General features: G+C 35.5%; 24 protein-coding genes. 12 read left to right on the top strand and 12 right to left on the bottom strand.

Annotated elements, in window-relative coordinates; translation table 11 throughout:
- Positions 1 to 238: 238 nt before the first annotated feature.
- From ligA to Q1A60_RS17345, 5 genes are all read right to left on the bottom strand, one after another.
- Positions 239 to 2,227, bottom strand: a complete 1,989-nt coding sequence (gene ligA, locus Q1A60_RS17365; RefSeq protein ID WP_299767490.1) for an NAD-dependent DNA ligase LigA — start codon at positions 2,225 to 2,227, stop codon at positions 239 to 241.
- Between the two features lie 184 nt (positions 2,228 to 2,411).
- A complete protein-coding gene (gene aqpZ / locus Q1A60_RS17360; protein WP_299767491.1) occupies positions 2,412 to 3,113 on the bottom strand; it encodes an aquaporin Z in 702 nt (233 codons plus the stop codon).
- Between the two features lie 134 nt (positions 3,114 to 3,247).
- Positions 3,248 to 3,838 (bottom strand): TIGR00730 family Rossman fold protein, encoded by a 591-nt coding sequence (locus tag Q1A60_RS17355; protein WP_299767492.1) that lies wholly within the window; start codon positions 3,836 to 3,838, stop codon positions 3,248 to 3,250.
- 128 nt (positions 3,839 to 3,966) lie between these two features.
- Positions 3,967 to 4,812 (bottom strand): peptide chain release factor N(5)-glutamine methyltransferase, encoded by an 846-nt coding sequence (gene prmC / locus Q1A60_RS17350; RefSeq protein ID WP_299767493.1) that lies wholly within the window; start codon positions 4,810 to 4,812, stop codon positions 3,967 to 3,969.
- Positions 4,813 to 4,831: 19 nt separating this feature from the next.
- A complete protein-coding gene (locus tag Q1A60_RS17345; protein WP_299767494.1) occupies positions 4,832 to 5,317 on the bottom strand; it encodes a GNAT family N-acetyltransferase in 486 nt (161 codons plus the stop codon).
- Between the two features lie 27 nt (positions 5,318 to 5,344).
- Between Q1A60_RS17345 and ribD the strand changes: the two genes are divergently transcribed.
- The 3 genes from ribD (at position 5,345) to Q1A60_RS17330 (ending at position 7,899) form a co-directional block, all read left to right on the top strand.
- Positions 5,345 to 6,343, top strand: coding sequence for a bifunctional diaminohydroxyphosphoribosylaminopyrimidine deaminase/5-amino-6-(5-phosphoribosylamino)uracil reductase RibD (gene ribD / locus Q1A60_RS17340; RefSeq protein ID WP_299767495.1), 999 nt, complete (start codon positions 5,345 to 5,347; stop codon positions 6,341 to 6,343).
- A complete protein-coding gene (locus Q1A60_RS17335) occupies positions 6,340 to 7,206 on the top strand; it encodes a DMT family transporter (RefSeq protein ID WP_299767496.1) in 867 nt (288 codons plus the stop codon). Before ribD ends, Q1A60_RS17335 begins: the two co-directional genes overlap by 4 nt.
- Positions 7,207 to 7,290: 84 nt before the next feature.
- On the top strand, positions 7,291 to 7,899 hold the full coding sequence (locus Q1A60_RS17330; protein ID WP_299767497.1) for a YigZ family protein: 609 nt from the start codon (positions 7,291 to 7,293) through the stop codon (positions 7,897 to 7,899).
- On the opposite strand, the gene Q1A60_RS17325 is transcribed toward Q1A60_RS17330, so the two are convergent.
- Entirely contained in the window at positions 7,896 to 8,294 is a 399-nt protein-coding gene (locus tag Q1A60_RS17325) for a thioesterase family protein (RefSeq protein ID WP_299767498.1), read from the bottom strand. The genes Q1A60_RS17330 and Q1A60_RS17325 overlap by 4 nt on opposite strands.
- Before the next feature lie 203 nt (positions 8,295 to 8,497).
- Here Q1A60_RS17325 and dnaA point away from each other — a divergent pair, with 203 nt between their 5' ends.
- From dnaA to Q1A60_RS17290, 7 genes are all read left to right on the top strand, one after another.
- Complete coding sequence (gene dnaA / locus Q1A60_RS17320) at positions 8,498 to 9,925, top strand: chromosomal replication initiator protein DnaA (RefSeq protein ID WP_299767499.1); 1,428 nt, start codon at positions 8,498 to 8,500, stop codon at positions 9,923 to 9,925.
- Positions 9,926 to 10,065: 140 nt separating this feature from the next.
- On the top strand, positions 10,066 to 11,154 hold the full coding sequence (locus Q1A60_RS17315) for a serine hydrolase (RefSeq protein WP_299767500.1): 1,089 nt from the start codon (positions 10,066 to 10,068) through the stop codon (positions 11,152 to 11,154).
- A 203-nt stretch (positions 11,155 to 11,357) separates the two neighbouring features.
- Positions 11,358 to 12,332: a hypothetical protein gene (locus Q1A60_RS17310; protein WP_299767501.1), complete on the top strand. Its 975-nt coding sequence runs from the start codon at positions 11,358 to 11,360 to the stop codon at positions 12,330 to 12,332.
- 91 nt (positions 12,333 to 12,423) lie between these two features.
- A complete protein-coding gene (locus tag Q1A60_RS17305) occupies positions 12,424 to 12,882 on the top strand; it encodes a low molecular weight protein-tyrosine-phosphatase (RefSeq protein ID WP_299767502.1) in 459 nt (152 codons plus the stop codon).
- A 48-nt stretch (positions 12,883 to 12,930) separates the two neighbouring features.
- Positions 12,931 to 14,310, top strand: a complete 1,380-nt coding sequence (locus Q1A60_RS17300) for a PQQ-dependent sugar dehydrogenase (protein WP_299767503.1) — start codon at positions 12,931 to 12,933, stop codon at positions 14,308 to 14,310.
- Between the two features lie 8 nt (positions 14,311 to 14,318).
- Positions 14,319 to 15,044 (top strand): SAM-dependent methyltransferase, encoded by a 726-nt coding sequence (locus Q1A60_RS17295; RefSeq protein WP_299767504.1) that lies wholly within the window; start codon positions 14,319 to 14,321, stop codon positions 15,042 to 15,044.
- Positions 15,045 to 15,055: 11 nt separating this feature from the next.
- Complete coding sequence (locus tag Q1A60_RS17290) at positions 15,056 to 15,457, top strand: GNAT family N-acetyltransferase (protein WP_299767505.1); 402 nt, start codon at positions 15,056 to 15,058, stop codon at positions 15,455 to 15,457.
- 18 nt (positions 15,458 to 15,475) lie between these two features.
- Here Q1A60_RS17290 and Q1A60_RS17285 read toward each other — a convergent pair whose 3' ends face one another.
- The 6 genes from Q1A60_RS17285 to Q1A60_RS17260 all read right to left on the bottom strand — a co-directional run bounded on the left by Q1A60_RS17285 (position 15,476) and on the right by Q1A60_RS17260 (position 23,281).
- On the bottom strand, positions 15,476 to 15,715 hold the full coding sequence (locus Q1A60_RS17285) for a DUF3820 family protein (RefSeq protein WP_299678937.1): 240 nt from the start codon (positions 15,713 to 15,715) through the stop codon (positions 15,476 to 15,478).
- 3 nt (positions 15,716 to 15,718) lie between these two features.
- Entirely contained in the window at positions 15,719 to 16,045 is a 327-nt protein-coding gene (locus Q1A60_RS17280) for a hypothetical protein (RefSeq protein WP_299767506.1), read from the bottom strand.
- Positions 16,035 to 17,663, bottom strand: coding sequence for an amidohydrolase family protein (locus Q1A60_RS17275; RefSeq protein WP_299767507.1), 1,629 nt, complete (start codon positions 17,661 to 17,663; stop codon positions 16,035 to 16,037). Before Q1A60_RS17275 ends, Q1A60_RS17280 begins: the two co-directional genes overlap by 11 nt.
- A gap of 60 nt (positions 17,664 to 17,723) precedes the next feature.
- A complete protein-coding gene (locus tag Q1A60_RS17270) occupies positions 17,724 to 18,194 on the bottom strand; it encodes a hypothetical protein (RefSeq protein ID WP_299767508.1) in 471 nt (156 codons plus the stop codon).
- Positions 18,195 to 18,451: 257 nt separating this feature from the next.
- On the bottom strand, positions 18,452 to 20,227 hold the full coding sequence (locus Q1A60_RS17265; RefSeq protein ID WP_299767509.1) for a TonB-dependent receptor: 1,776 nt from the start codon (positions 20,225 to 20,227) through the stop codon (positions 18,452 to 18,454).
- A gap of 33 nt (positions 20,228 to 20,260) precedes the next feature.
- Positions 20,261 to 23,281, bottom strand: coding sequence for a tetratricopeptide repeat protein (locus Q1A60_RS17260; protein WP_299767510.1), 3,021 nt, complete (start codon positions 23,279 to 23,281; stop codon positions 20,261 to 20,263).
- A gap of 254 nt (positions 23,282 to 23,535) precedes the next feature.
- On the opposite strand from Q1A60_RS17260, the gene Q1A60_RS17255 reads away from it, so the two are divergent.
- Both Q1A60_RS17255 and Q1A60_RS17250 read left to right on the top strand, forming a co-directional pair.
- Complete coding sequence (locus Q1A60_RS17255) at positions 23,536 to 24,906, top strand: hypothetical protein (RefSeq protein ID WP_299767511.1); 1,371 nt, start codon at positions 23,536 to 23,538, stop codon at positions 24,904 to 24,906.
- Between the two features lie 27 nt (positions 24,907 to 24,933).
- Positions 24,934 to 25,617, top strand: a complete 684-nt coding sequence (locus Q1A60_RS17250) for an ATP-binding cassette domain-containing protein (protein WP_299767512.1) — start codon at positions 24,934 to 24,936, stop codon at positions 25,615 to 25,617.
- The last annotated feature ends 1 nt before the right edge of the window (position 25,618 follow it).

Raw genomic sequence — 25,618 nt, 5'->3', positions numbered from 1 at the left:
ATCATATAAAAATAGTAGTTCAAAAAGCATTGCAGTTATTAGATATACAAGAAGCACTTTACTGAATACTTTCGTAGCAGTATAATGATATAAGAACAGAAAGAGTGCATACAAAGGAAAAAACACAAACGTATGCTCTATATCAAAAAATATAGTTGCAAGCGCCAATAGAACAGATACGACAATCGTCAATGTTCTATAGATTTCACCTCCTTTTATGTTTATTTCTTTTTTAATCTTAAAGCATATTTAAAAATTCTTGTTCAGAAATCATAGTCACTCCTAAACTTTCTGCCTTTGCAAGTTTGCTAGGTCCCATTTTATCTCCAGCTACTAGAAATGAAGTTTTAGAAGATATAGAACTTGATACTTTTCCTCCATTATCTTCTATTAATTTCTTCAACTCATTACGAGGCATTTCAAAAACACCCGATACTACAAAGGTTTTTCCTTGTAATACATCAGATTGATCTGCCAATTTCTCTGCTGAGATTTCAAGTTGTACGCCATATGATTTTAATCGTTCTAATAAGATATTATTTTCCGCTTTCGCGAAAAATGCCACAACACTCTCTGCGATCTTCTCTCCTATTTCGTCTACACTTACCAAATTTTCTTCTGAAGCCACAGCAATAGCGTCAATCGTTTTATAGTGTTTTGCTAATTTTTTAGCAACGGTCTCTCCTACATATCGTATTCCTAAACCAAAGAGCACACGTTCAAAAGGAATGGCTACAGATGCCTGAACACCTTGAACTAAATTTTCAGCACTTTTTTGTGCCATACGTTCTAATGGTAATAACTGCTCGACAGTTAAGGTGTATAAATCGGCGTAGCTTGTAATTAATCCTTCTTTTACTAGTAAAGCCACCGTCTCTCCTCCTAAGCCTTCTATATCCAATGCTTTACGCGAAATATAATGTTGAATCCTTCCCACAATCTGAGGAGGACAGCCAGCTTCGTTTGGACAATAGTGTTGTGCTTCGCCTTCTTTACGAATAAGTGATGTTGCACACTCGGGGCATTCAGAAATATACGTTGTAGGAATAGAATTTTCGGGTCTTTTTGTAAGATCAACAGCAATAATTTTTGGAATAATTTCGCCTCCTTTTTCTACAAAAACGACATCCTCTTCACGTATGTCTAACTTTGCTATTTGATCGGCATTGTGCAATGAAGCTCTTTTTACGGTGGTTCCCGCAAGTTCTACAGGTTCTAGGTTTGCTACAGGTGTAATCGCTCCCGTTCGACCCACTTGGTAGGTGATTTCGCGTAAGCGTGTAGATACTTGTTCTGCTTTAAATTTATATGCCATTGCCCATCGCGGAGCCTTTGCCGTATATCCTAACTCTTCTTGTTGTTGTAAATTATTTACCTTCACCACAACGCCATCTGTTTCATAAGGCAAGTCATGACGTGCTACATCCCAATGATTTACAAATGCCAATACTTCATCTATATTTTTAGCCAGTTTAGACGCATCCGGTACCTTAAAGCCCCATGCTCTTGCTTTTTCTAGGCTTTCCATTTGACTGGTGATTCCTAGATTATTTCCTGTAATATTATACAATAAACAATCCAACGGACGTTTTGCAACCTCTGCACTATCTTGTAATTTTAGACTACCAGAAGCTGTATTTCTAGGATTACGATATAACTCTAATCCTTGTGCTTCTCTCGCTTTATTTATTTTATGAAATCCGTCCCAAGGCAAAATAATCTCCCCTCTAATATCAAATTTAGGAGGATAATCGCCTTTGAGTTTTAGAGGTACCGATTTAATTGTTTTGATATTTGTTGTGACGTCATCACCTTGAATCCCATCACCTCGCGTTAATGCTCTGGTTAATTCTCCGTTTTCATACGTAAGACTTATAGAAGCACCGTCATATTTTAATTCGCATGTATATGACACTTCTCCATCTACTTGCTTTTTAACACGTACTTCCCAATCTTCTAAATCTTGTTTTGAATACGAGTTATCTAAAGAATACATACGATGTTCATGTACAACCGTATTGAAGTTCTTAGTCACATCTCCTCCAACTCTTCTAGAAGGAGAATTCGGATCATCAAATTCAGGATGTGCCGCTTCTAATGCTTGCAACTGCTTGAGCATTTGGTCAAATTCAAAATCTGAAATTATGGGATTATCAAGCACATAATATCTATGATTATGTTCTTGAAGCTCTTTACGTAGGGATCTAATTTGTTGTTCTGTATTCATTAATTATATGCTTTCGCGAAAGCGAACTATGTTATAGACGACTATTTATTTACTCACCACAAAATAACAATTTTAATAGGACTATAGTCTACGATTTCTAAAAAGCTATAAACATAAAGAGCCATTAAAAAATGGCCCTTTACTAAGCTCTATTACTCTTAAAATTTAGTTGTAAACGACACTATCAATCATCTACAAATACTTTACGTAATAAAGCTGCAAAGATGCCACCTGCAAGTGGTGCGACTATAAATAGCCACAATTGTTGTAATGCGATACCTCCTGCAAAAAGTGCTGGTCCTAAACTACGTGCTGGATTTACGGATGTTCCAGTAATAGGAATAGCCACAAAATGAATTAATGCAAGTGATATACCAATAGCAAGTCCTGCCATTTGCGGAGATGCTTTTTTTGCTGTTGTTCCAAAAATGACCATTAGAAATAAAAATGTAAATACAAATTCTGCTGTAAATGCCGATTTTAGATCATAAGCGCCTAGATATCCTTCTCCCCATCCATTACTTCCTAATGCCCAAGGCACCATTTCAAAACCTGCGCCTCCGGTAGCCAAAACATATAATATGGCCGCTCCGATAATCGCACCAATACATTGTGCAATCACATATCCTATAAGATCTTTTACTGATAATTTTCCTGCAACACACATCGCTACAGATATAGCAGGATTAATATGGCAACCAGAAATAGGTCCTATCGTATAAGCCATCGCTACGACCGCCAAACCAAAGGCTAAAGAAATCCCTAGAAGCCCTAATCCTGAAGGTCCTGTTGCAGATACACCCGCTATTGTAGCGGCGCCACAGCCAAATAAAACCAAAGCAAAAGTACCAAGTCCTTCTGCAGCGTATTTTTTTATTGCACTCATAATTAATTGATTTTTAGTTAGTCAAACTAAATTAGCAATTAAATTTTGAGTCCCTGATTAAAAAGGTTTTACAAATCAAACCTCGGCAAAAAACACAAAGCTCTCGATTAAATACAAACTAAATCAAAAAGATACTAGGTACGATCTCCTTTTAACCATTTAGGGACGTCTTGTGGTTTATAGTTTTTCATTTTTGTAATCAATCCTTCTACGGTAGTGTCTACTAGTAAGAGTTCGTAGTTCTCCATTTTTAAGAAACCTCTACGTACCATATGTTCTAACATTTTCAATAAGTCATCATAAAACCCATTTACATTTAAGAGTCCTATCGGTTTTTGATGCAATCCTAATTGACTCCAAGTGATGATTTCAAAAAGCTCTTCTAAGGTTCCAAAACCACCAGGAAGGGTAATAAATCCATCTGATATTTCTTGCATCGTCATTTTACGTTGATGCATATTTTCATTGGTAATCAATTCTGTGAGTCCTAAATGAACTACTTCCTTTAGTTTCAAAAATTCTGGAATGACACCTATCACTTTTCCTTTCTGATCTAGACTTGCTTGTGCCACTTGTCCCATCACGCCTATTTTGGCTGCCCCATATACCAATGTGATATCATTTTGTGCTAGGTATATTCCGAGTTCTTTGGCTTTTTCTTCTACTTGTATGTCATTGCCTTCACTGCTTCCGCAGAATACGCAAATGGATGTTATAGCTGTCATTGGTTATATTTTATGTATTTCCATAGATATGGAAATGGTTGTTTGTTAGTTATATGTTGCGTGTATACTATTTAGCTTAAAGCGAAATAATTAGATGAAACACTACCTATGTGATCATCTTTAATTATTTATTTACTCGCCTTCACCATTCGATCATTTCCGAATATATCTTTACGCAGTAGTATGTTTTTAAATCCGATATTCTTAAGGAGTTGTACCGTTTCTTTACCAAGATACTGATTGATTTCAAAAAATAAACTACCGTTTCCTGATAAGTTATCAAATGCTAGTTTTCCAATAGTACGATAAAATACCAACGGATCTGTATTTGATACAAATAGCGCTGTATGTGGCTCATGATCTAATACATTGGATTGAATCTCTTCCTTTTCGAGTTCGCGTACATAAGGAGGATTGGAGACAATGCAATCGAAAGTGTCATCTAATGTTTTTGTCTGCAAAATATCTACCTGATTAAAAGTAACATTCACTTCATTAGAAGTTGCATTTTCAGAAGCCACCTTTAAAGCATCTTCTGAAATATCATATCCCATTACTTTCGCATTTGTAAGATGTTTGGCTAGGCTAATCGCTATACACCCAGAACCTGTCCCTATATCTACTACCTGAATCTCTTTATCTGCTTGATAGTCTTCTAGAATCCAAGCAACAAGTTCTTCGGTTTCTGGTCTTGGAATTAATGTAGCCGGAGTTACTTTAAAAGGAAGTCCATAAAATTCAGTATCACCTAGTATATATTGTATAGGCTCATGATGTTGTAATCGATCGCAGGTATCTAAAACTTGTTTCATTTTCACATCACTAACCTCCTCATTGAGATTAAGTGCAATTTCCATTCGGCTATACCCCAAGAAATGTTGTGCTGTGATCTGGAAAAAGCTTTGCACTTCTTCAGGCAGATACTGATCCTGTAAACGAGCTACAAAAGTGGTGCGAAGGTCTTTTATTTTCACGAAAGTGTATCTACAATTTTTATAAATCAATAAGCATATGTACGGGACACGAGAAATGTCCTGTATCTCCCATAGGACCCTCTATATAATGAAACCCAGTGCGTTGATACAATTTTTGAGCAGCTTCCATATAGGGCATGGTTTCTAAATAACATTGGTCATATCCAAAACGACGCGCGGTATCGAGACAGGTTTTCATCATCTCGCTACCGAGCCCTTTGCCTCTGGCTTCTTCCAAGAAATACATTTTCTGTAACTCACAGACATTCCCTTTATAATGATCCAGTTGTGCAACGCCTGCAGCACCAATCACTTTTGCGTCTGATACGACCACAAAATAAGCCGCTTTAGGGCGATCATATGTTTCAAACATACGGTCTAAAGAAGCATCTTCATAGGCGGTACCCACTTTTGGAACTCCAATATCTATAAGTATTTTACGAATCATCGCAGCAACTTGCTCATTGTCTGCCTTTTCTATAGGGCGAATAATAGGTTTGCTCATCGAAAGTTATAGTTCTATTTTTGCAGTGTGAAGATACAGGAAAAGTACATAAAACGTTGTATAGATTTAGCTAAAAATGGACTACCAAGTGCAATGCCTAATCCATCTGTAGGAGCGATTTTAGTTGTAGATAACTGCATCATAGCCGAAGGATACACCAGTGCCTATGGAGGACCTCATGCCGAAGTAAATGCGATTACATATGCACAAGAGCATACGCCTGATCTCCTTGAGAAAGCTACCTTATATGTTACTTTAGAACCCTGCAGTCACTATGGAAAAACACCGCCTTGCGCAGATCTTGTCGTTGCTTCTGGTATTCAGAAAGTAGTGATAGGCACTACAGATCCGTATGCGAAAGTAGCGGGTAATGGTATTAAAAAATTATTAGAAGCAGGTATCGATGTGACTGTTGGTGTATTAGAAACAGAATGCTATGAGGTCAACAAGCGTTTTTTTACCTATCATGAGAAAAAGCGTCCTTATATTATATTAAAATGGGCAGAGACCTTAGATGGTTACATCGCTCCCAAGCATAGAGACAAAAAAGCGCCTGTGTGGATTACAAATTCATATTCAAGGCAATTAGTGCATAAATGGCGTAGTGAAGAACAGGCTATTTTGGTAGGTGCGCAAACTGTACTTGCCGACAATCCTTCATTGACAACAAGAGATTGGCATGGTATATCACCCATACGTGTTGTCCTTACCAATAAAACAGACCTACCTAAAGATGTGCAGGTCTTTAATGATCAAGCGGAAACCATCGTGATTACATCACAAGACCCTAAAGAAGTCGTTGCGCTACTTTATGAAAAAGAAATACAATCTATGATTGTAGAAGGGGGCGCCAAAACATTGCAACGTTTTATAGATAGTGGCATCTGGGATGAAGCAAACGTATTTACAGGAAAAACAACTTTTGGTGAAGGTACCAAAGCGCCTATATTTCACAAACAACATACAGCCACCTCTCAAGATATAAAAGGAGATATCCTTACGACTTACAAAAACAAAACCTCGTGATCTATTTACTACTTAGTATTGCCTCTTCTAGTATCATTTTTGTGGTCTTTAAGTTATTCTCTCGTTTTAAAATAAACACCCTTCATGCTATTGTTGTCAATTATTTTACAGCAAGTACACTAGGACTCCTATTATATAATGGAGCGATTACAATCACATCAGTCCCTCAACAAGATTGGTTTTTTTCTGCTGTAGCTCTGGGGTTCTTATTTATCCTCATTTTTAATTTAATGGCACTCACCACACAACGTAGCGGACTCTCTGTGGTTTCGGTTGCCACAAAAATGAGTGTGGTCATCCCTATACTCTTTGGAATACTCTATTATAAAGAGTCATTAGGTTTCTTTAAAACAACAGGAATTATCATCGCACTTATTGCCGTGTATCTTGCTTCTATAAAATCTAAAGATGGAATTGCATTTAAAAAAACAGATCTCATTTTTCCAGTACTTGTCTTTTTAGGAAGTGGTGCTATTGATACGAGCATCAAATATCTAGAAGGGAAATATCTTAGTCAAGGAGAACTCCCTATATTTTTAACCATGGTTTTTGGGACAGCTGGTGTTATAGGCGTGCTTATCATTGTTGGACAAATCCTTCGAAAGCGTTTTACTTTTGACAGTAAAAATATCATCGCGGGTATCTGTCTAGGCATTCCTAATTATGGTTCTATGTATTTTTTGGTCAAAGCACTGCGAAATGACGCTTTTGATAGTTCTACGATATTTACAATTAATAATGTAGGCGTGGTTATGATCTCTACCTTATTAGGTATTTTATTATTTACAGAAAAATTACATCTTAAAAATTGGATAGGTATTGCCCTTGCAGTGATTTCTATTATATTCGTTTCACTTTCGTGAAATCATATACATTCTTAACTTATACGCTTTCGCGAACCTGCCTGTCGGCAGACAGGAACGTATAAAAAACACGTACAGTTTACTATGAAAGACACCTATAAAACAATTACAACTCCATCGCCTGAAGCATTATTTAAGGACCGAAATAGTAAGTTTTATGGATATGCTTTTCCTGTTGAGAATGAAGATCAGATAAAAGAATGCATTGAAACCCTTAAAAAACAACATCATCAGGCACGTCACTGGTGTTATGCATGGGTCCTTGGAAAGGAGTATAATCGGTATCGTGCTAATGATGATGGAGAACCTTCAAATAGTGCTGGGGCACCTATATATGGTCAATTACAAGCCTACGAACTTACCAATACACTTGTGGTCGTAGTACGTTACTTCGGGGGAACTAAACTAGGCGTTGGTGGATTAATCAATGCCTACCGTACTGCGGCACAACTTACATTAGAAAAAGCCGCTATTCAAGAAAAAACCATCGATATCGAACTTACAATCACATTTGAATATGCACTCATGAATAAAGTAATGCGAGTGATTAAAGAACAAAATATTCGAATTATTGGTCAGAAATCTGAATTAGCTTGTGAGTATACATTAGCCATCCGAAAGAAAGATTTTGAGCAAAAAAGTATACTTGTAAAAAATATCTACGGCGTAAAAGTCAAAGAAAAAGAAGATTAATCTTGTAGTTTATCGAGAATATAAGCAGGACATCTTATCGGTCTATTTTTTGCTGCATCCATAAAAATTAATTCTGTATGTGCAGTTGTTAACAATTCATCATGCTGATTATAAATTTTATAATCAAAAATGATACGAACTGTAGGCAAATCCCGTAAGCTAACTACAACCTTTAACTCATCATCAAATTGTGCTGGTTTCTTGTAAGTTATACCGATAGTATATACAGGTAAAAAGACACCGTTTTCTTCCATGGTTTTATAAGATATACCTAAGGCATCTAACCACTCAAGCCTTGCTATTTCAAGATACTGCGGGTAATTGCCGTGATGCACCACTCCCATTTGGTCTGTTTCGGCATATCTAACTTTTATAAAAGAATTATGTGTTTTCAAGAAATGGTATGTTTTTTTTTTGTAGATTTAAAACATGTAAAGTATGCACAAAAATTAATCGAAAAACAACCCCTAAGTCGTTTTTTTTTTCAAAAAATTGTTCACATATTTGCTGCAGGTTAAAACGGGGAACAATTATGTTAATAATTGAAATATTTTTAACCTCCTATTACAACTAACAACCAAATAATTTAAACTAACGAATGAGTAGAACTGCGCAATCTGTATGGGATAATTGTCTGTCTTTTATAAAAGACAACATCACACCCCAAGCATATAAAACGTGGTTTGAACCTATCAAGGCTGTAAAGCTTACAGATGTGGCATTAAATATACAAGTGCCTAGTAAGTTTTTCTATGAGTGGCTAGAGGAGCATTATGTTAAGCTTTTAAAAGTGGCACTTAATAAGGAACTGGGGGAGAACGCAAAGCTGGTGTATGTAATTAAAATGGAAAACACCTATGGTAATAATCAACCATTTACGGAGAAAATACCTAGTGCAAATAGAACTTCTTTAAAATCTCAAGAAGTAGATGCGCCATTAAAGAATAAAAACCCTGAGTTAAAAAATCCATTTGTAATTCCGGGTATCCGCAATTTACAAATTGAGTCTCAACTCAATCCAAGTTATAATTTTGATAATTTCCTTGAAGGGGATTCTAACCGCCTAGCTCGTTCTGCAGGAATGGCTGTGGCTAATAAACCTGGGGGAACCTCATTTAATCCATTACTTATATTTGGAGGCGTAGGTTTAGGAAAAACCCATTTAGCACATGCTATTGGTGTTCATATTAAAGATCAATATCCAGAAAAAACAGTTCTTTATATCTCCGCAGAGAAGTTTACACAACAATATATAGAGTCTGTAAAGAAAAATAATAGAAATGATTTTATTCATTTCTACCAAGTAATAGATGTACTCATCGTTGATGATATTCAATTACTAAGTGGAAAAGCAGGTACACAAGATGTATTCTTCCATATCTTCAACCATTTACACCAAAATGGAAAACAAGTGATCCTTACTAGTGATAAGGCTCCTGTAGATATGCAAGACATAGAACAACGCTTATTATCTCGTTTTAAATGGGGATTATCTGCCGAGTTACAACATCCTGGCTTCGAAACACGTATCTCTATTATAAAACACAAACTCTACCAAGATGGTGTGGAAATGCCAGAAGAGATCGTTGAGTTTCTAGCTAATAATATCAAAACAAACATTCGTGAGCTAGAAGGTGCCATCATTTCATTAATTGCACATTCTTCTTTCAATAAGAAAGAAATCACATTAGATCTTGCGAAAAAGATTGTAGATAATTATGTGAAGCATACCAAACGTGAAGTATCTATCGATTATATCCAAAAAATCGTATCTGATTATTTCCAAATGGATGTAGACACCTTACAATCTAAAACACGTAAACGTCATATTGTACAAGCAAGACAACTTGCGATGTTCTTTGCTAAGAAATTAACAAAAGCATCACTGGCAAGTATTGGTTCTCAAATAGGACAACGAGATCATGCCACTGTATTACACGCATGTAAAACTGTAGACAACCTTGCTTCTACTGATAAGCAATTCCGTAAATACGTAGAAGATTTAAATAAAAAATTAACTGTATAAATACAGTTCGCTTAATTCAATTCAAAAAGGGATCAAATAGTACTATTTGATCCCTTTTATGTTTTATTTAATTCTTTTCTAAAAATTCAGTATTATTTTAGAAGCATCATTTCTCTAAAGTAATAGCATCTTCATCTAATATGAACATAAAAAAAGTATATTCGTTTTTTCTTATTCTTCTTTCCTTTTCAAGCTTTGCACAACAAGCATATACATATACACCTCCTGCACACTATACAGATGGTTGGAAAACCGGTGATTTACAATCACAAGATATTGATACCACATTACTACAAAAAGGATTTACACAATTGGCTGGTATAGATCATAAAATACATAGTGCATTAATTATTAAAAATGATCATATTGTTTTTGAACACTACTATCAAGACTATGCGTATGATAAACAACAGGATTTACGCTCTGTAAATAAAAGCATTAAATCCATTCTTATGGGAATAGCGATTGACAAAGGATTTATAGAAAATGAAAACGATCTTATTTCTAAATACCTAAAATCCCCAGTCCCCGAGAAAAACTTAGATCCTAGAAAAGAAAAGATTACCATCAAGCACTTACTTACCATGAGTACTGGACTAGAATGTAATGATTGGGATAAAAAATCAAAAGGACAAGAAGATCGGGTATATAAAAAGAAAGACTGGTTACAATATACATTAGACCTTCCGATGGTACGCGAACCCGGAGAGACATCCTTATACTGCTCTATGGGAACCTTACTAGCCGCCGAAATTATCCAACAAGCTTCGGGGATGCCTCTAGAAGAATTTACTCAAAAGTATCTCTTTGATCCGTTAGGAATTACAAATATAAAGCGAGGACACACAACCACCAATAAAGAAGTCATTAATACGGCTAAGCGTATTTACATGACTCCTAGAGATATGGCTAAAATTGGAAAACTCATGCTTCAAAAAGGAAATTGGAACGGACAACAAATTGTCTCCGAATCATGGATTAATAGAGCTACTGCCATTCATACACAAATCACTGGAATTGATTATGGCTATTTATGGTGGCAATTTCCTTTTAACTTACAAGGACAACCTATATCTGCTACACTAGCAACAGGAAATGGAGGTCAATATATTATGGTATTTCCAGAGCAAGATATGATTATTGTGTTTACAGGAGGTGCTTATAACTCTCAAGAAGATAAGCTTCCTTTTAAGATTGTACAGGATTTAATTTTACCTTCTTTGAAATAAAAGTATGGTAGTATACGCTTTCGCGAAAGCGTATATACATTAAAAACAGTAATCGTATGAACTTAATCTAAAGTAGTCATCGTACACTTTTAAAAAGCAAATTTTTATCGGTATAACCCTGTATAACAACTGTTTCATGTTCTTTTGACGTTATAACCACTTCCGATACTTTAATAGATATCGAAAGTTTACTAGATAACACCATGAAAACACACTACTTAATTTTGATTTGTAGTCTATGTATGATCTCTTGCTCAAAAGAAGAAAATGCAGTAGACATCGTTTTTAATAATGTGCGAACGGGGGCCGTCTTACGAACGCTTGAAATAGAAAATTTAACTTTTGATACCTCAGCACCAGATCGTCCTATTTCTATACGATTAGAGCATCAGGATGAACAACGTGGAGATTTATTAGATACCGTCGAACTTTTCCTCTCTTTTGAGGATAGAACTTCAGAAAATGGAGATCGTACAGAAGCGTCACGATTATTTAAGACATTATCTAGAAATGATTTTGATCTAACTGCAGAACTCCCTATTACAAACATTGTAATCACAACTCAAGAACTACTCGATTTTTTTGGATTTAGCACGAGTGATATTCAGTGTACTGATCGTTTTGTTTTAGATGTGAAACTATGTTTAACAAATGGTTTATGTTTTACAAACCTCAATAGCATAGGTCCAATTATTAGCTTAGGAGGGCGTTTAAATTCTCCTTTTACATATGATATTTATGTGGTAGATGGTGTAGATGATCAATTATTTATAGGGAGTTATAGCCATACAAGTATTCAGGATGGTTTTCAAGGTCCCACTATTATCACTCCTGAGGTGATTGAAATCACAACAAATAGACCTAATACCAGACGTTTTGAAATTTTTAGAGACGATCAAGACATCCAAGGTGGGCTTTTCCTTAGAGCAGAGGTCGAGTTTGTAATTGCGTGTGATCAAGCAATATTAACACGCTATGTACGATCTGCCATTATTTGTGGTTTTGGTGTTGAAGGAGATATACATGTACTCCTAGGACCTGAAGAAAACCTCAACGAAACGGTAAGTATAAGTGATGAGACCGTCTTTAGTTTAAAATTCTTAGAAGCTTTTGAAGGAAATGACGGTTTTTGTGATTGGCCACTCACGAGTTCTGAAGTTCGGTTTTCAAAACAATAAAGGTAATACGCAGCACCGTATAAACTTCTAGGCCACTTTGATCCTAAAAAGCATAACAATCCCTATTTTAGTATCCCCAAAACCAATCGTTATGAATAAAACTAAGGTCCTCATGGTATGCCTTGGCAACATCTGTCGGTCTCCACTGGCTGAAGGAATTCTACGTCATAAAGTAGATACCAATCGATTTATCGTAGATTCTGCTGGAACTGGAAACTGGCATGTAGGAAATCCACCTGACAGAAGAAGCATTGCTGTGGCAAAAAAATATGGATTAGATATTTCTAGTCTTCGCGGAAGACAATTCACAAGCATCGATTATAAAGATTTTGATCATATTTATGTAATGGATAGTTCTAATCTAGAAAATGTACTCGCACTTGCTGATGGTACTAACGATCGCGCAAAAGTCTCTATGATTTTAGATACGCTATTCCCAGGAGAAAGAGTTGATGTTCCTGATCCGTATTATGGTGGCGATGATGGTTTTGAGCGTGTCTACAAAATGCTAGACGAAGCGTGTGATATTATTGCTAAGAGAATAAGTTAGTTGACTATTTATATACAGATTTTGTATATTTAGAAAAACTATCTTATTATGAAAAAATTTAAAATCCTACTTACATTATTTTTAGCAACCTATATCGCGTATGGTCAAGATCCAGATATTGATATTTTAGAAATTGCTTCGGGCTTTAATCGTCCTGTGGACATACAAAACGCAGGAGATGATCGACTCTTTATTGTAGAGCAATCGGGCTCTATTAGAATTATTAATGATGATAACACTGTAAACAGCACTCCTTTTATTTCGATTGCTGTAAATGACAATGGTAATGAACAAGGGCTTTTAGGTCTTACTTTTCATCCAGATTATGCAACCAATGGCTTCTTTTATGTGCATTATACAAGAAGTAATGGTGACTCTCAAATATCAAGATATACCGTAACAGGGGATCCAGATATTGCAGATCCAAATTCAGAATTTCCAATCTTACAAGTAGACCAGCCGTTTGGAAATCACAATGGAGGTGGTCTTGCTTTTGGCAATGATGGCTTTTTATATATTGGCTTAGGTGATGGAGGAAGCGGCGGCGATCCTGGCAATAGAGCTCAAAATCCTAGTATTCTATTAGGTAAAATGCTACGTATAGATGTTGACAATCAAGATAACGGACTAAATTATAGTATTCCAGATACAAATCCTTTTGTGGGCCAAACTAGCTTTAGAGGGGAAATATGGGATTATGGACTTCGTAATCCATTTCGTTTTTCTTTTGATGATGAAACTGGTGCAATGTGGATAGGTGATGTGGGCCAAAATGCCGTAGAAGAAATAGATCGCGGCACTGGAGGAGGTCATAATTATGGATGGCGTTGTTATGAAGGAAGTAGTACATTTAATACTTCTGGATGTCCAGATCCAAGCGAACTTACATTTCCTGTAGCAGAGTATACACATGACAATAGTTGTGGCTTTTTCTCTGTTGTAGGCGGATATGTATATAGAGGTGCTGACTTCCCAACAATGCAAGGACTGTATTTCTTTTCTGATACCTGTGCAGATGATATTAGATATGTAGATGCTACGACACCAGCGGCGATTACTTTTAGTGAATCATTTAATGGAAACTCATTTGTGACATTTGGAGAAGATCAAAACAAAGAATTATACATCTCAGGTCTTGCAGGTACTGTATACAGAGTGGTAGATGCCAATTTATTAAGTACAGATGAGTTTACACAAGAAAATAACATACGTGTATATCCAAACCCAGCATCACAAACGGTAAACATTGCATTTTCAAATGTACCAAGTACTGATACCGTAAGCATTTTTGATATTACTGGAAAGCTTGTCAAATCAGCTCCTATACAAACACTTGAAACAACAATAAACATAGGAGACCTAACGGCTGGTGTATATCTTTTACAATTAAAAAATACTAGATATACCCAGAAACTAATTATTAAATAATAATTCCTATGAGTGAACCCCAAACACTAGGCAAATTATACCTTATCCCTACAACTTTAGGAGAAACAAGTGCTCTTGAAGTGATACCGTTATCGGTAAAGAAAGTCATAGAATTAATAGATCATTATATCGTTGAAAATGAAAAAACAGCACGCCGATCTATCAAAGCTATTTCCCCAGGGAAATCACAGCCTAAATTGCAGATCAAACTCTTAAACAAGTATACAGATGAGCAAGAACTACCTTCGTATTTAGACCCTTGTTTTGAAGGTATTTCTGTGGGGTTACTCTCAGAAGCAGGAGTACCAGGTGTCGCAGATCCTGGTGCCGATGTGGTGAAAATTGCACATCAAAAAGGCATTCAAGTTGTACCGCTCGTAGGACCATCTTCTATTTTGATGGCAATGATGAGTAGCGGCATGAATGGACAAAATTTTGCTTTTAATGGCTATTTACCCATAGAGCAGAAACAACGTAAAATGGAATTGAAACGTCTCGAAAAATTATCTTTCGAGACGGGTCAATCTCAATTATTTATTGAGACACCGTATCGTAATGACAAAATGCTCACCGATATTGTTAATACGGTTCGTCCTGACACTCTTGTTTGTATAGCGTGTGACATTACCTTACCCACCGAGTTCATCCAAACGAAGAAAGCCAGTTTTTGGAAAACCAATTTACCAGATCTTCATAAACGCCCAGCTATATTTATTATACATAAAGGATTGTGAAAACATTAGTAATGAACGTAATTGAAGACAAAATACCTCTAAGAGTATATCAACAAATGAGAGTTCATTGCGGTCTATCTGCAAAAACGAGTGAAGCATGCGAAGTTGGATTAAATAATTCAATATATTCCTTGATGATAAAAGAAGAAGACAACGTTATTGGAATGGGAAGGATTATAGGAGATGGCGGATGTTTCTGTCAAGTAGTAGATATTTGTGTAATTCCTGAAAAACAGGGTAACGGAATTGGCAAAATAATAATGGAATATATAGCTACTTTTATAAAAACAAAATTACCCAAATCATGCTATACAAGTCTAATAGCAGATGGAGATGCTTCATTTTTATATGAAAAATTCGGTTTTAAAGATACGTTACCTGAATCAAAAGGAATGTATATAAAAAACGAGTAAAAAGAATATCATATCGATTTACCTTAAATTAGAAGGCTTCCCATAGGACCGTTGTACTTTTTTAATCATAGGCTCTAAGCCATTGACTTTGATCTCATACATTTCCTGAAGTAAACGCCCTAGCTTTCCTTCTGGAAATCCTTTTTGCTTAAACCACACATAGTAATACTCTGGAATATCAACTAGGTATTCACCTTTATATTTACCAAAAGGCATTCTATAATGTGCGAGTTCTATAAGGTGATCTTGAGGTGTCAATGATTACTCTTTAGAGGTTAGTTTCCAGTATTCAAACAAGACTTTCCATCTCATTAACAGTGTCACTCTGGGATTAGTATACCCAGTATCTTTTTCTAGATATCGTACAAAAAGCCATAATCCTATATCTCTTTGTCTATTTTGAACACTATACAAATTAGCTATAGAAACATCTTTTTGTTCAGCTAATTCCCAATATTCTTGTTTTTTTTCTTCTATTTCTATAGGATCACTACTAAATCTATACACATAACCTGCTACTCTAGGAAAAAGCAAAAAGATCAATAAGGCTGCTGTTCCAAAAGCAAAAATTGTTTTTTTACTCCCCATATACCTTCTCTCCTCCTACATAGGTTGCTCTTACTTCTAGGTTTGGAATTGCATCTTCAGTTACGGTCATGATGTCTTTATCCATGATAATAAAATCGGCAAACTTTCCTGTTTCTATACTTCCTTTTTCGGCTTCTTCAAAATTAGAATAGGCTGCCCAAATCGTCATTCCTTTTAAGGTTTCTTCTCTGGTTAATGCATTTTCCATTTGATATCCTCCTTCTGGATATTGTTTTAAATCTTTACGTGCTACGGCGGCATAAAACGTATAAAACGGACTTACCTGTTCTACTGGAAAATCGGTTCCTAGTACAACAATTCCAGACTTCTTTAATAAATCCTTAAAGGCATAGGCTCCTTTAATACGCTCTGCTCCTACTCGATCTTCTGCCCAGTACATATCACTTGTAGCATGTGTAGGTTGTACAGACGGAATGATTTTCTGATTAAAGAAATCAAAATCATTTTGTGCGACTACTTGTGCGTGTTCTACTTTCCAACGTGGATCTTCCACATTTTGTAACGCTTCCTTATATGCTCTTAGTACTACAACATTTGCACTATCTCCGATAGCATGCGTATTCATTTGATAACCTGCTGCAGCAATACGCTTCGAAAGGTTTTGAATATCTGCTACAGGTGTAATCATCGCGCCAAAATGTCCATCTTTATCACTATACGATTCTTTTAATGCAGCGCCTCTAGATCCTAAAGCACCATCCCCATATACTTTTACAGAACGTACATTCAAATAGTCTGTTTTCACTTTACCAGTCGTTAGGTAATGATCTAAGTTCTTAGGGTTATTACTAATCATGGCATATACACGCATTTTTAGATCTCCAGCCGTTTGAAGACTATCGATGAGTTCGATAATAGGTTTATCTAATCCTGCATCATTTACGGTTGTTAATCCGAAGGAGAAACAGAGTTCTTGTGCATCTTTAAGAGATGTAATATTTTGTGCTCTACTCGCTTTGGGCATAACAGCGTCTACCAATTCTTGTGGTCGATCTACTAATACCCCTGTAATCTTTCCGTTTTCTTTAACGATTTCTCCGCCGGCTACTACTGTTGCATCTGTAATTCCTGCTAGGTCTAATGCTTTTTGATTTACAAGATATGCATGACCATCTACACGTTCTAATGCGACGGGCACATTAGGGAATAAGGCATCTAATTTTTCTTTGGTGGGAAACTCTTTAACTTCCCAGTCGTTTTGATCCCATCCTCTTCCTCGTAAGAAAGTGGTGGCTGGGTTCGCTTTCGCGAAAGCGGAAACACGTTCCAACACCTCATTATAACTTGTTGTACCTACCAAATCTACTACTTGTAGGTTTTGGCCTAATCCGAAAAAATGACAATGAGCATCAATTAATCCTGGAAGAATCGTTTTTCCCGAAGCATCTATCACTTCTGATGCTGTGTATGTGGCTGTGATTTCTTGAGAGGTTCCTACTGCTACAAAAGCGCCATCTTTAATGGCAAATGATTCTGCTTTCGCGAAAGCGTCATTAACCGTATACACCGTTGCATTGGTAACAATAAGGTCTACTTCTTGTTTTGAGGTACAAGAAACAGCAATTATAAAAAGAGATAAGAAAGTAACTATTCGCATGACAAAGATTTTGCACTAAAGTACAAAACATCGTCCTTTTACAATAGTTTCAAAATACTTTTAAAACAACAATCTATAAATACCAAATTCTGTATTTTCAATTTGCACGTTATCTGCATCTATAGCAACATTGCTATAATTATTACCTAAACAGCATGGATCTTCTATAACTTCTACTGAAAAGCTAAATCCAAATTCAAATATCTCAGGTATTGTAATTAAATAGTTTTCTAGGTCGCTACTTTCTACAAATGTAGGAAGTGAGATAATAGTGCGTTCTGTTCCTGCAGTTCCTACTCCAAAAGAAATAGCTTCGTTGGTTTGCATATTTCTAATCTGTAAACTCTCTACAGGGAAGGTTTCATTAGATAGTAAATCTTCACCTGTTTCGCTAGACACAAATTGCAAGGCTAAACTTACGGTAGCACAATCTACTAACTCACAAGCACTTTCTGCCGTTTCTGGATCATCAGATGCGCAGGAAAAACACATGATCAATAGAAATATATAGGTTATAGTTCGTTGTAACATAATTTAATATTCTAGGGGGTTATATAAAAATACGTAAAATCAAATTAGTCGTATTTTATATTTAGAAGATTCATAAAACTCAAAAAGGTTGCGTCACTTTTAATGAAAGTGCTACAACCTTTTAAAAAAATGTATCTATACTTATTTTCTAAGCCATTACGAGAAACATACTATTTCTTAACATCATTTTGTTTGCTCTTCCTTAAAGTGAGGAAAACCGTATTATACATCGTCTCATAAAAAGACTTCCCTCTTTATTAAAAATCAAACTTATAGGTAGCTCCTATCATTCCTTGAAGACCTTGTACCTCATAGTTTAACCATTTTTGATAATCGCTATCTAGAATATTATTTACCCTTCCAAAAGCAGAGAGTCTATCATTAAAGCGATATCCTACATGTGCGTTTGCATCTAAATAACTATCTAAGGTTGTGATTTGTGGTTGTGCTAGAATATCTGTAGGGTCATTTGAGAATACTAAATCTTGACGTTCTCCTACAAAGAACAGATTGATTCCTGCAAACCATTGTTGCGTGATTTGATAATCTGCAAATACAGAAGCTCTTAATTCTGGTAAGTTCCAAGCTTCTGCTTGATTATCTGTTGTATATGAGTTGTATTGTCCGTTAATCTTCATTTTGAAGTTACTATTTACATCAAAATTAAGTTCTCCAAAAACGCCTAATGTCTCTACATCGTCATAAATAACACTAAACGAATTACCATTTAAAAATGCTACTTCAGAGGCTACTTGTGCGGGATTAAATATGAATAATGCTTTGTTGCTCTCGGAAGCATAATTAGCTCTTAGATTATAGCTTACATTATTAGAAAGCTTACCTTTCATTCCTACATATCCATCATATTGTTGATCGGTAGGTGTAATAGCAAGTGATGGTGCAACAAAAGGATTTTCTTGTACAAAGTCATAATAACTGTTTTGTTGTAGGTTTCCTTCTAATCCTCCATAGGCGATAAAATAATCACCGACCACACGATAGGATGCTGTAATTCTTGGATATACAAAAATGTCTGTATCACTATTTTCGCTATCTAAACTCACAAAACCAGCAACTCCTAAATTTACAGTAAGATCATCTCTTAAAATAACTAAGCTTGGATTTACGCCTACATTCAAAATACTGTGATTTGTTTCTTCAAGGTTTGGAGCAAAGTCATTTGCAAAACTACCACTCACATAATCTACTGTAAATGCTGTCGTGATATTTTCGCCAGCGATAGGAAACTCTATCGTTGGTTTTACAATAGCACGTAATTCATTACTACTTTCTGAATCACTTAAATAACGTACAGTACCTCTTCCTCCTTTAAATATACCATCTTTAAAAGCTACACTTCCATTAATAGCTCCTGTGATATACGAATGTGTGACATCAAAATCATCGGTAAGAATAGGAGCTTCTGGAGCACCTGCATCTACAATTGTAGGAGATATTCCATACCAATTAAATACTTGATGTTGCACATCAAGATCTGTACGCCAAGAGAAATCACGTTCTCTGGCGCCATAATTTAAGTTTAAACGGGTATCATAGAAGAAATCATCTACGCGTACATTATCAATACCTCCTTGTGAGGAGTTATGATTTAAGAATACACCAAAATCTTCTGTACGACTTATTTGAAAGTTACTATAAAACTCAGCGAGCACCGATGTAAAGCTTCCAAAACCTATGGTTGCATAATTATCATACAACTTCAATTTAGGCGCTTTCTTAACTGCTGCTGCTTTTCCTTTGGCAGGTGTAAACGTACTTGCTACTGGTACAGAGAAAATACTGTATGTAACTTTCTTCTTAGCGGTGTTTACAGAGTCATTCAGCTTTGGGGTTGCCTTTACTTTAAACGCATCACTGATGGTAGGTGTATAGGGTTTTACTACATTAACCACTTCTGTTCCTAAGTCTTGCTTTTCTTCTTTCTCTTCTTCTTGCGCATATGCTTGAGAAGCGCCTAATCCTAAAGCAAGTAGGAAAATAGTTTTATATGTTTTGATCTGATGAATTATCATATATAAATAGATTATGTCTGTGATTGATAAAAATTAGTTACCGCCTTCTTCTACAGAAGAATTTGTTTTTGCTTCATTTGCTTTGATCAGTGCGAGTTGCTCTTGTGCTTCTTGTACAATCTCTGGATAGTCAGAGAAATTAGTGATCACACTTTCTAGAATATACGTGGCTTGGTAGGCATCTTCTAACGCATAGAAATTTTTTGCCATGAGCACAAGACCTCTAGCGCCAAACTCTTTATAGCCACTATAATCTCTAGCAAGTTCTTGCACAGTGGTGTTTGACCCTTTAAAATCATTGGCTTTGTGTTTAAAATAGGCATCGTAGTACAATGCTTCTGCTGCCAGTGCTCCTGTTGCAATTTCTTGTACCGATGCATAGGCTGTTTTTGCACGGTCTTCATCTCCTGTTTTAATAGAGGCTCTTGCAATAATGACTTGTGCATCACTTTTTACCGCATTATCAATTTTTGTATTGGTCAGTACTTTTTCTGCGTAGGTAACTGCATCTGCATAATGTTCTAACTCATAATGTGATTTCATCAAGTTAGATTGTGCAAAAATGACATTCTGCGGAAAATCGGCTTCGGTTTCTAAGCGTTGTAATACCGGAATTGCTTCGGCATAGGTACGTTCAGTTAAAAATACTTGTCCTAGTCTAGCCAATGCTTGCTCTGTAAATTCAGAGCGTTCTTTAGCAATCACAAACTGGTAATGTGGAATGGTTGTGGGATAGTCCGCTTTCGCGAAAGCGAGTTGTCCCAGATAAAAATGGGCTTTCAGAGCGTGCTGTCCATTAGGATAACTCTCAATATACTCATCCAGCAAACGTGTTGCTTGTGTTGTATTGTTTTCTAAGTATTGTTTTTCTGCCGAAGCATAGGCTGCATCATCAAGTTCTGCGTCTTCTACATCTATAAAGTCTAACGTACTCACCCATTGCCCATACTCATTCACACGCCCTAAATCTATATAGATCAGTTTTGCAGTTGTTACAGCTTGTAGGGCTTCTGGAGTTCCTGGGTAATCACCAGCAACCTTTTTAAGAATCGTAAGTGCTTGGTCTGACTGATTATTATTATCATAAATCAATGCTTTTTTAAGTAATGCACGAGAGACATACGAACTTCCAGGCACATCACGAACCAATTGATCATATGCTGCAATCGCTTGATCATTATTATCTTGAGAGACGTATACATTTCCTAGTTCATACAGCGCGTCATCTCTATAACTAGATTTTGGAAAGCTTTGCGTGAAATTTTTAAGACCATTGATTTTATCTTCATTTCGGTTTACAAACCCATAACTCATTGATTTTTGAAAGGTCGCATAATCTCTATCGGCGGCATTAATTTCGATGGCTTTATTATAAGCTTCGAGTGCTGGCCAGTATTTACTAGAAATAAAACGACTATCGCCTAAACGTAAATAAGCATCATTGCGTCGTACTCTATCTTCTGCATTTTCTGTCGTGAACTTCTCAAAATAAGAAGCTGCATTTTCATAATCTTTATCAGAAAAATAAGCGTAGGCAAGATTATAATTAAGGTCTTGATATTCTGGGGTTGCCATAGCATTGCTACTCTGCGCATATTGCTTATACCCTATTACGGCTTCTTTATGATTTCCTAATACATAATCACACTCTGCATTCCAATAAGTTGCTCTTGTCACAAATTGCTCATCTCTAGGTTCTTTTAAAGACTTCTTGAACATATCTTGTGATTCTAAATAATTTCCTTCATTATATAGCTCTACGCCTCTGTAGAAAGCTACTTTTTGGAACGCTACTTTACTCTCAAAAGAATTGTTCTTTTCTAAAAGAACTAATGCTTCTTTATAGTTTTTGGACGTGATATAAGAATCTATCAATAATTCCTCTAATTCAGCTTTTGCAGGTGTTTTAGGATATTCTTTGATATAGTTTGCAATGACTTGTGGTACGGTTTGATATGCATTTCCGATCTCATAACTAAGCTTCACATAATTCAACCCGCTATCTTCCTTTATCTTTTCATCAAAATCCATTTCTGATGCATTTTTAAAGGCATTGAGAGCTTGCTGTTTCTTTTCTGTTTTTAAATAGGATTCTGCTAAGTGGTAGTAGGCGTTTTGAGCAACACTATTTTTACCGTCAACGATTTTGTTAAATTCATTAATAGCATTTTCATAATCACCTTGCTTGTAATACGTATATCCTAATTGATAGTAATCTGTATTATTCCATCGGCCTCTTTTCCCTTTATATTCCTTTAAATATGGGAGTGCTTCTGCATATTTCTCTTGATTGAAATAACTTTCTCCTATAATTTTATTGAGTTCTGATTTCTCTTTAGGATTTGCGGTAGGCAATTGTGATTTTCCTTCGGCGATGGCTTGATCAAATTTTCCTAATTTAAAGTTTAAGTCGGCTTTAAAATAGGCGAGTTCTTCCTTATAATCTTCTTTATCTTCTACGGCATCAAAAAGTTCATCGGCTTCTTCGTATTCATCACCTTCATAGGCCATAAAACCTAAATAATACTTTGCTTGTGATCCGTATTTTTGAGAGTCACGCACACGATTTAAAAACTTTTTGGCTTGATCAAATTGCTTATTCTTATAATAGGAATATCCATTATTAAAATCATAGGTTTCTCTGGCACCACCTGTAAGACTTCCTTCATCTACTCTATCATACCATTTACGAGCATAGGCATACTTCCCATTTTCAAAATAAAAAGAAGCGACATCTAGAAATGCCGAATTACGCTTTGTACTTGTTGGGTATTCATTTACAAATACTTGCATTAAATTATCGGCTCCTTGTTGGTTTAAACGAACCGCAGCATTTGCAATATAATACGCACAGTCCCCTTGAACTGTCGTATCATTTGTTTCGTTTTTAACTTCTTCAAATAAGGTTTGTGCAGCAAGATATTGCTGACTATTGTAGAGCGATAATGCCTTATTATATTTTACAAGATCATCTGTATAAATGGCGGTTTGCTGTGCAGAGAGTATACTTGTATATAGTAGAAATGCGGTAAATACCGTGATGAATTTCTGCATAATGATTGTTTTTGATATGATGTATGAGATTGGGTCTATTATTTCTAACTCAAAGATAGTTTTCTTATATATGGATAACGGTAGAAATCCTTTATAATTATGTCGAGTTTTAAAAAGGAAATTAACAATCAGATAGTATCTAAAACTTAGTGGTTTAAACGGCTATATTTTCTTGGTACGCTTTCGCGAAAGCGTATATAAAAAATTACTATGAGAGATTGTCATCAAATGAAAACCTTTATTTTTATATCCACATGAAGGTATTTATACATCACATACAAAAAATAGCTTTAGAAAGACCTATACTCTTTTTAGTGATTATAGGTCTTTTTAGTAGAATACTGATTGCCATAACATATAGCAATCAAGTGTCTATTTTTAATGACTCTCAAAGTTATGTCCCGCTAGCAGAACAATTAGGAGCGTTCAGCTTAGATGGTTATAATGGATTACGTACACCAGGATATCCATTCCTATTAATGCTTACAGGGATTAACTTTAGTATCGTTGTAATTATTCAAATGCTACTTGGCATCCTATCTTCTATTTTCCTGTATAAAACAAGTTTAAAACTTATTTATCATATTCCTCTTGCCTTATTTAATGGGTTGAGTTTGTCATTCTTTTTACATATTCTATTTTATGAAAGGGCGATCTTAACAGAGTCATTAACCTTATTCTCATTAGTTGTTTGTTTATGGTATATCGTTCATATCAACTTTTTTAGGCAGAAACAGAAAGGCACTATTACGTATGTGCAAAGCGGTGTGTTAGGTATTTTAATAGCTATTATTTTTCTGATTAGGCCTATGTTTATAGTCTTAACGCCTCTTGTTATTTTTTGCTTTTTAATAAACTATAGACATCTCCGTTATACGGCTATTATAAGTAGAACTCTCCTATTATGTATTCCTGCCATTATGAGTTATCAGGGATGGAGTTTACTTAATTTTCAAAATACAGGCTATAAATCTGTTACTGCATTTTCAGGAATTAATCTTGCTCAAAGCTGTGTATCTTTTGTAGATAAAGCGAGTGACACGCATGCTGATTTGCGTGATTTATATGTACACAAAAGAGATTCTGTCATCGCTGCTGATGGCGATGTATCTATGACGGTGTGGCGGGTTTATGAAACGCTTAAAGCGAAAGAAAACATTACTGTTTCTGAACTCTCTCAGCGTTTTGATCCTATGACCAGAGAACTAATTAAAAACAATCCTTCAGATTATTTACAACAAGTGGGCGTCTCTTGGGTAGGTTTTTGGAAAGAATCTATATTGTGGAATCATGACAAATTTAACTACAAAATCCCAAAAAATATCTTAACAGGTACATGGCTTTATATACAAATGCCTATCTTATATATGATCAATGTTATTTTCTTGATCATAAGTCTGCTTTTGATTACAGCACATATTAGGAAAAGAATTTTTCATTTTGATTTTTACTTTTTTTGTATGGTTCTCATAGTAGGCTCTTCATTGGGACAAGCACTTGTTATCTATGGTAATAATGGTCGGTTTTCTATTCCATTTCTCCCGTTTATTATTTTAATTATATCACATTATTTGTATAAAAAAAGAATTTTTAAAAAGATTACCCCCGTAAATAATAAGATTTAATCTATTTTTATCGTTAGTTATTCTATTATGTCAGAACCCGTACTTCATCTCAGAAATGCAGCTATATATCAAAGAGAAAATATGATTCTCTCTGATGTACAAATCACTATTCACAAAGGGGATTTTGTGTACCTCATTGGGAAAACAGGATCGGGGAAGAGTAGTTTTATGAAAACACTCTACGGAGATTTACCTCTTACTGAAGGGGAAGGTGAAATTGTAGGATTTACTTTAAATGGTTTAAAAGAAAAACAAATCCCTTTTTTACGAAGAAAACTAGGGGTTGTATTTCAAGACTTCAAACTTTTAAATGACCGTACGGTAAAAGATAATTTACTCTTTGTATTAAAAGCTACGGGTTGGAAAGACAAAACAGCTATTGATGCTAAAATTGAAGAAGTCCTTGCCAAAGTAGGTATGAAAAGCAAAGGCTTTAAATTTCCATATCAACTGTCTGGAGGAGAACAACAACGCGTCGCTATAGCTAGAGCATTACTTAATGATCCTGAACTCATCCTCGCCGATGAGCCTACAGGGAATCTAGATCCGCAGACGAGTGTAGAAATCATGGAAGTATTACAGGAAATTAATAAGAATGGAAATACTATTTTAATGGCTACACATGATTATGCCTTACTACTTAAGTATCCGTCTAAAACATTAAAATGCGACAACAATAAGATTTTTGAAGTCGTACAACGAACGGTGTAAA

It is taken from the genome of uncultured Dokdonia sp., assembly GCF_947492535.1.
Classification (GTDB): domain Bacteria; phylum Bacteroidota; class Bacteroidia; order Flavobacteriales; family Flavobacteriaceae; genus Dokdonia.
The sequence above is the reverse complement of the archived record's forward strand: the minus strand, read 5'-3'. Positions and strand labels throughout refer to the sequence as shown.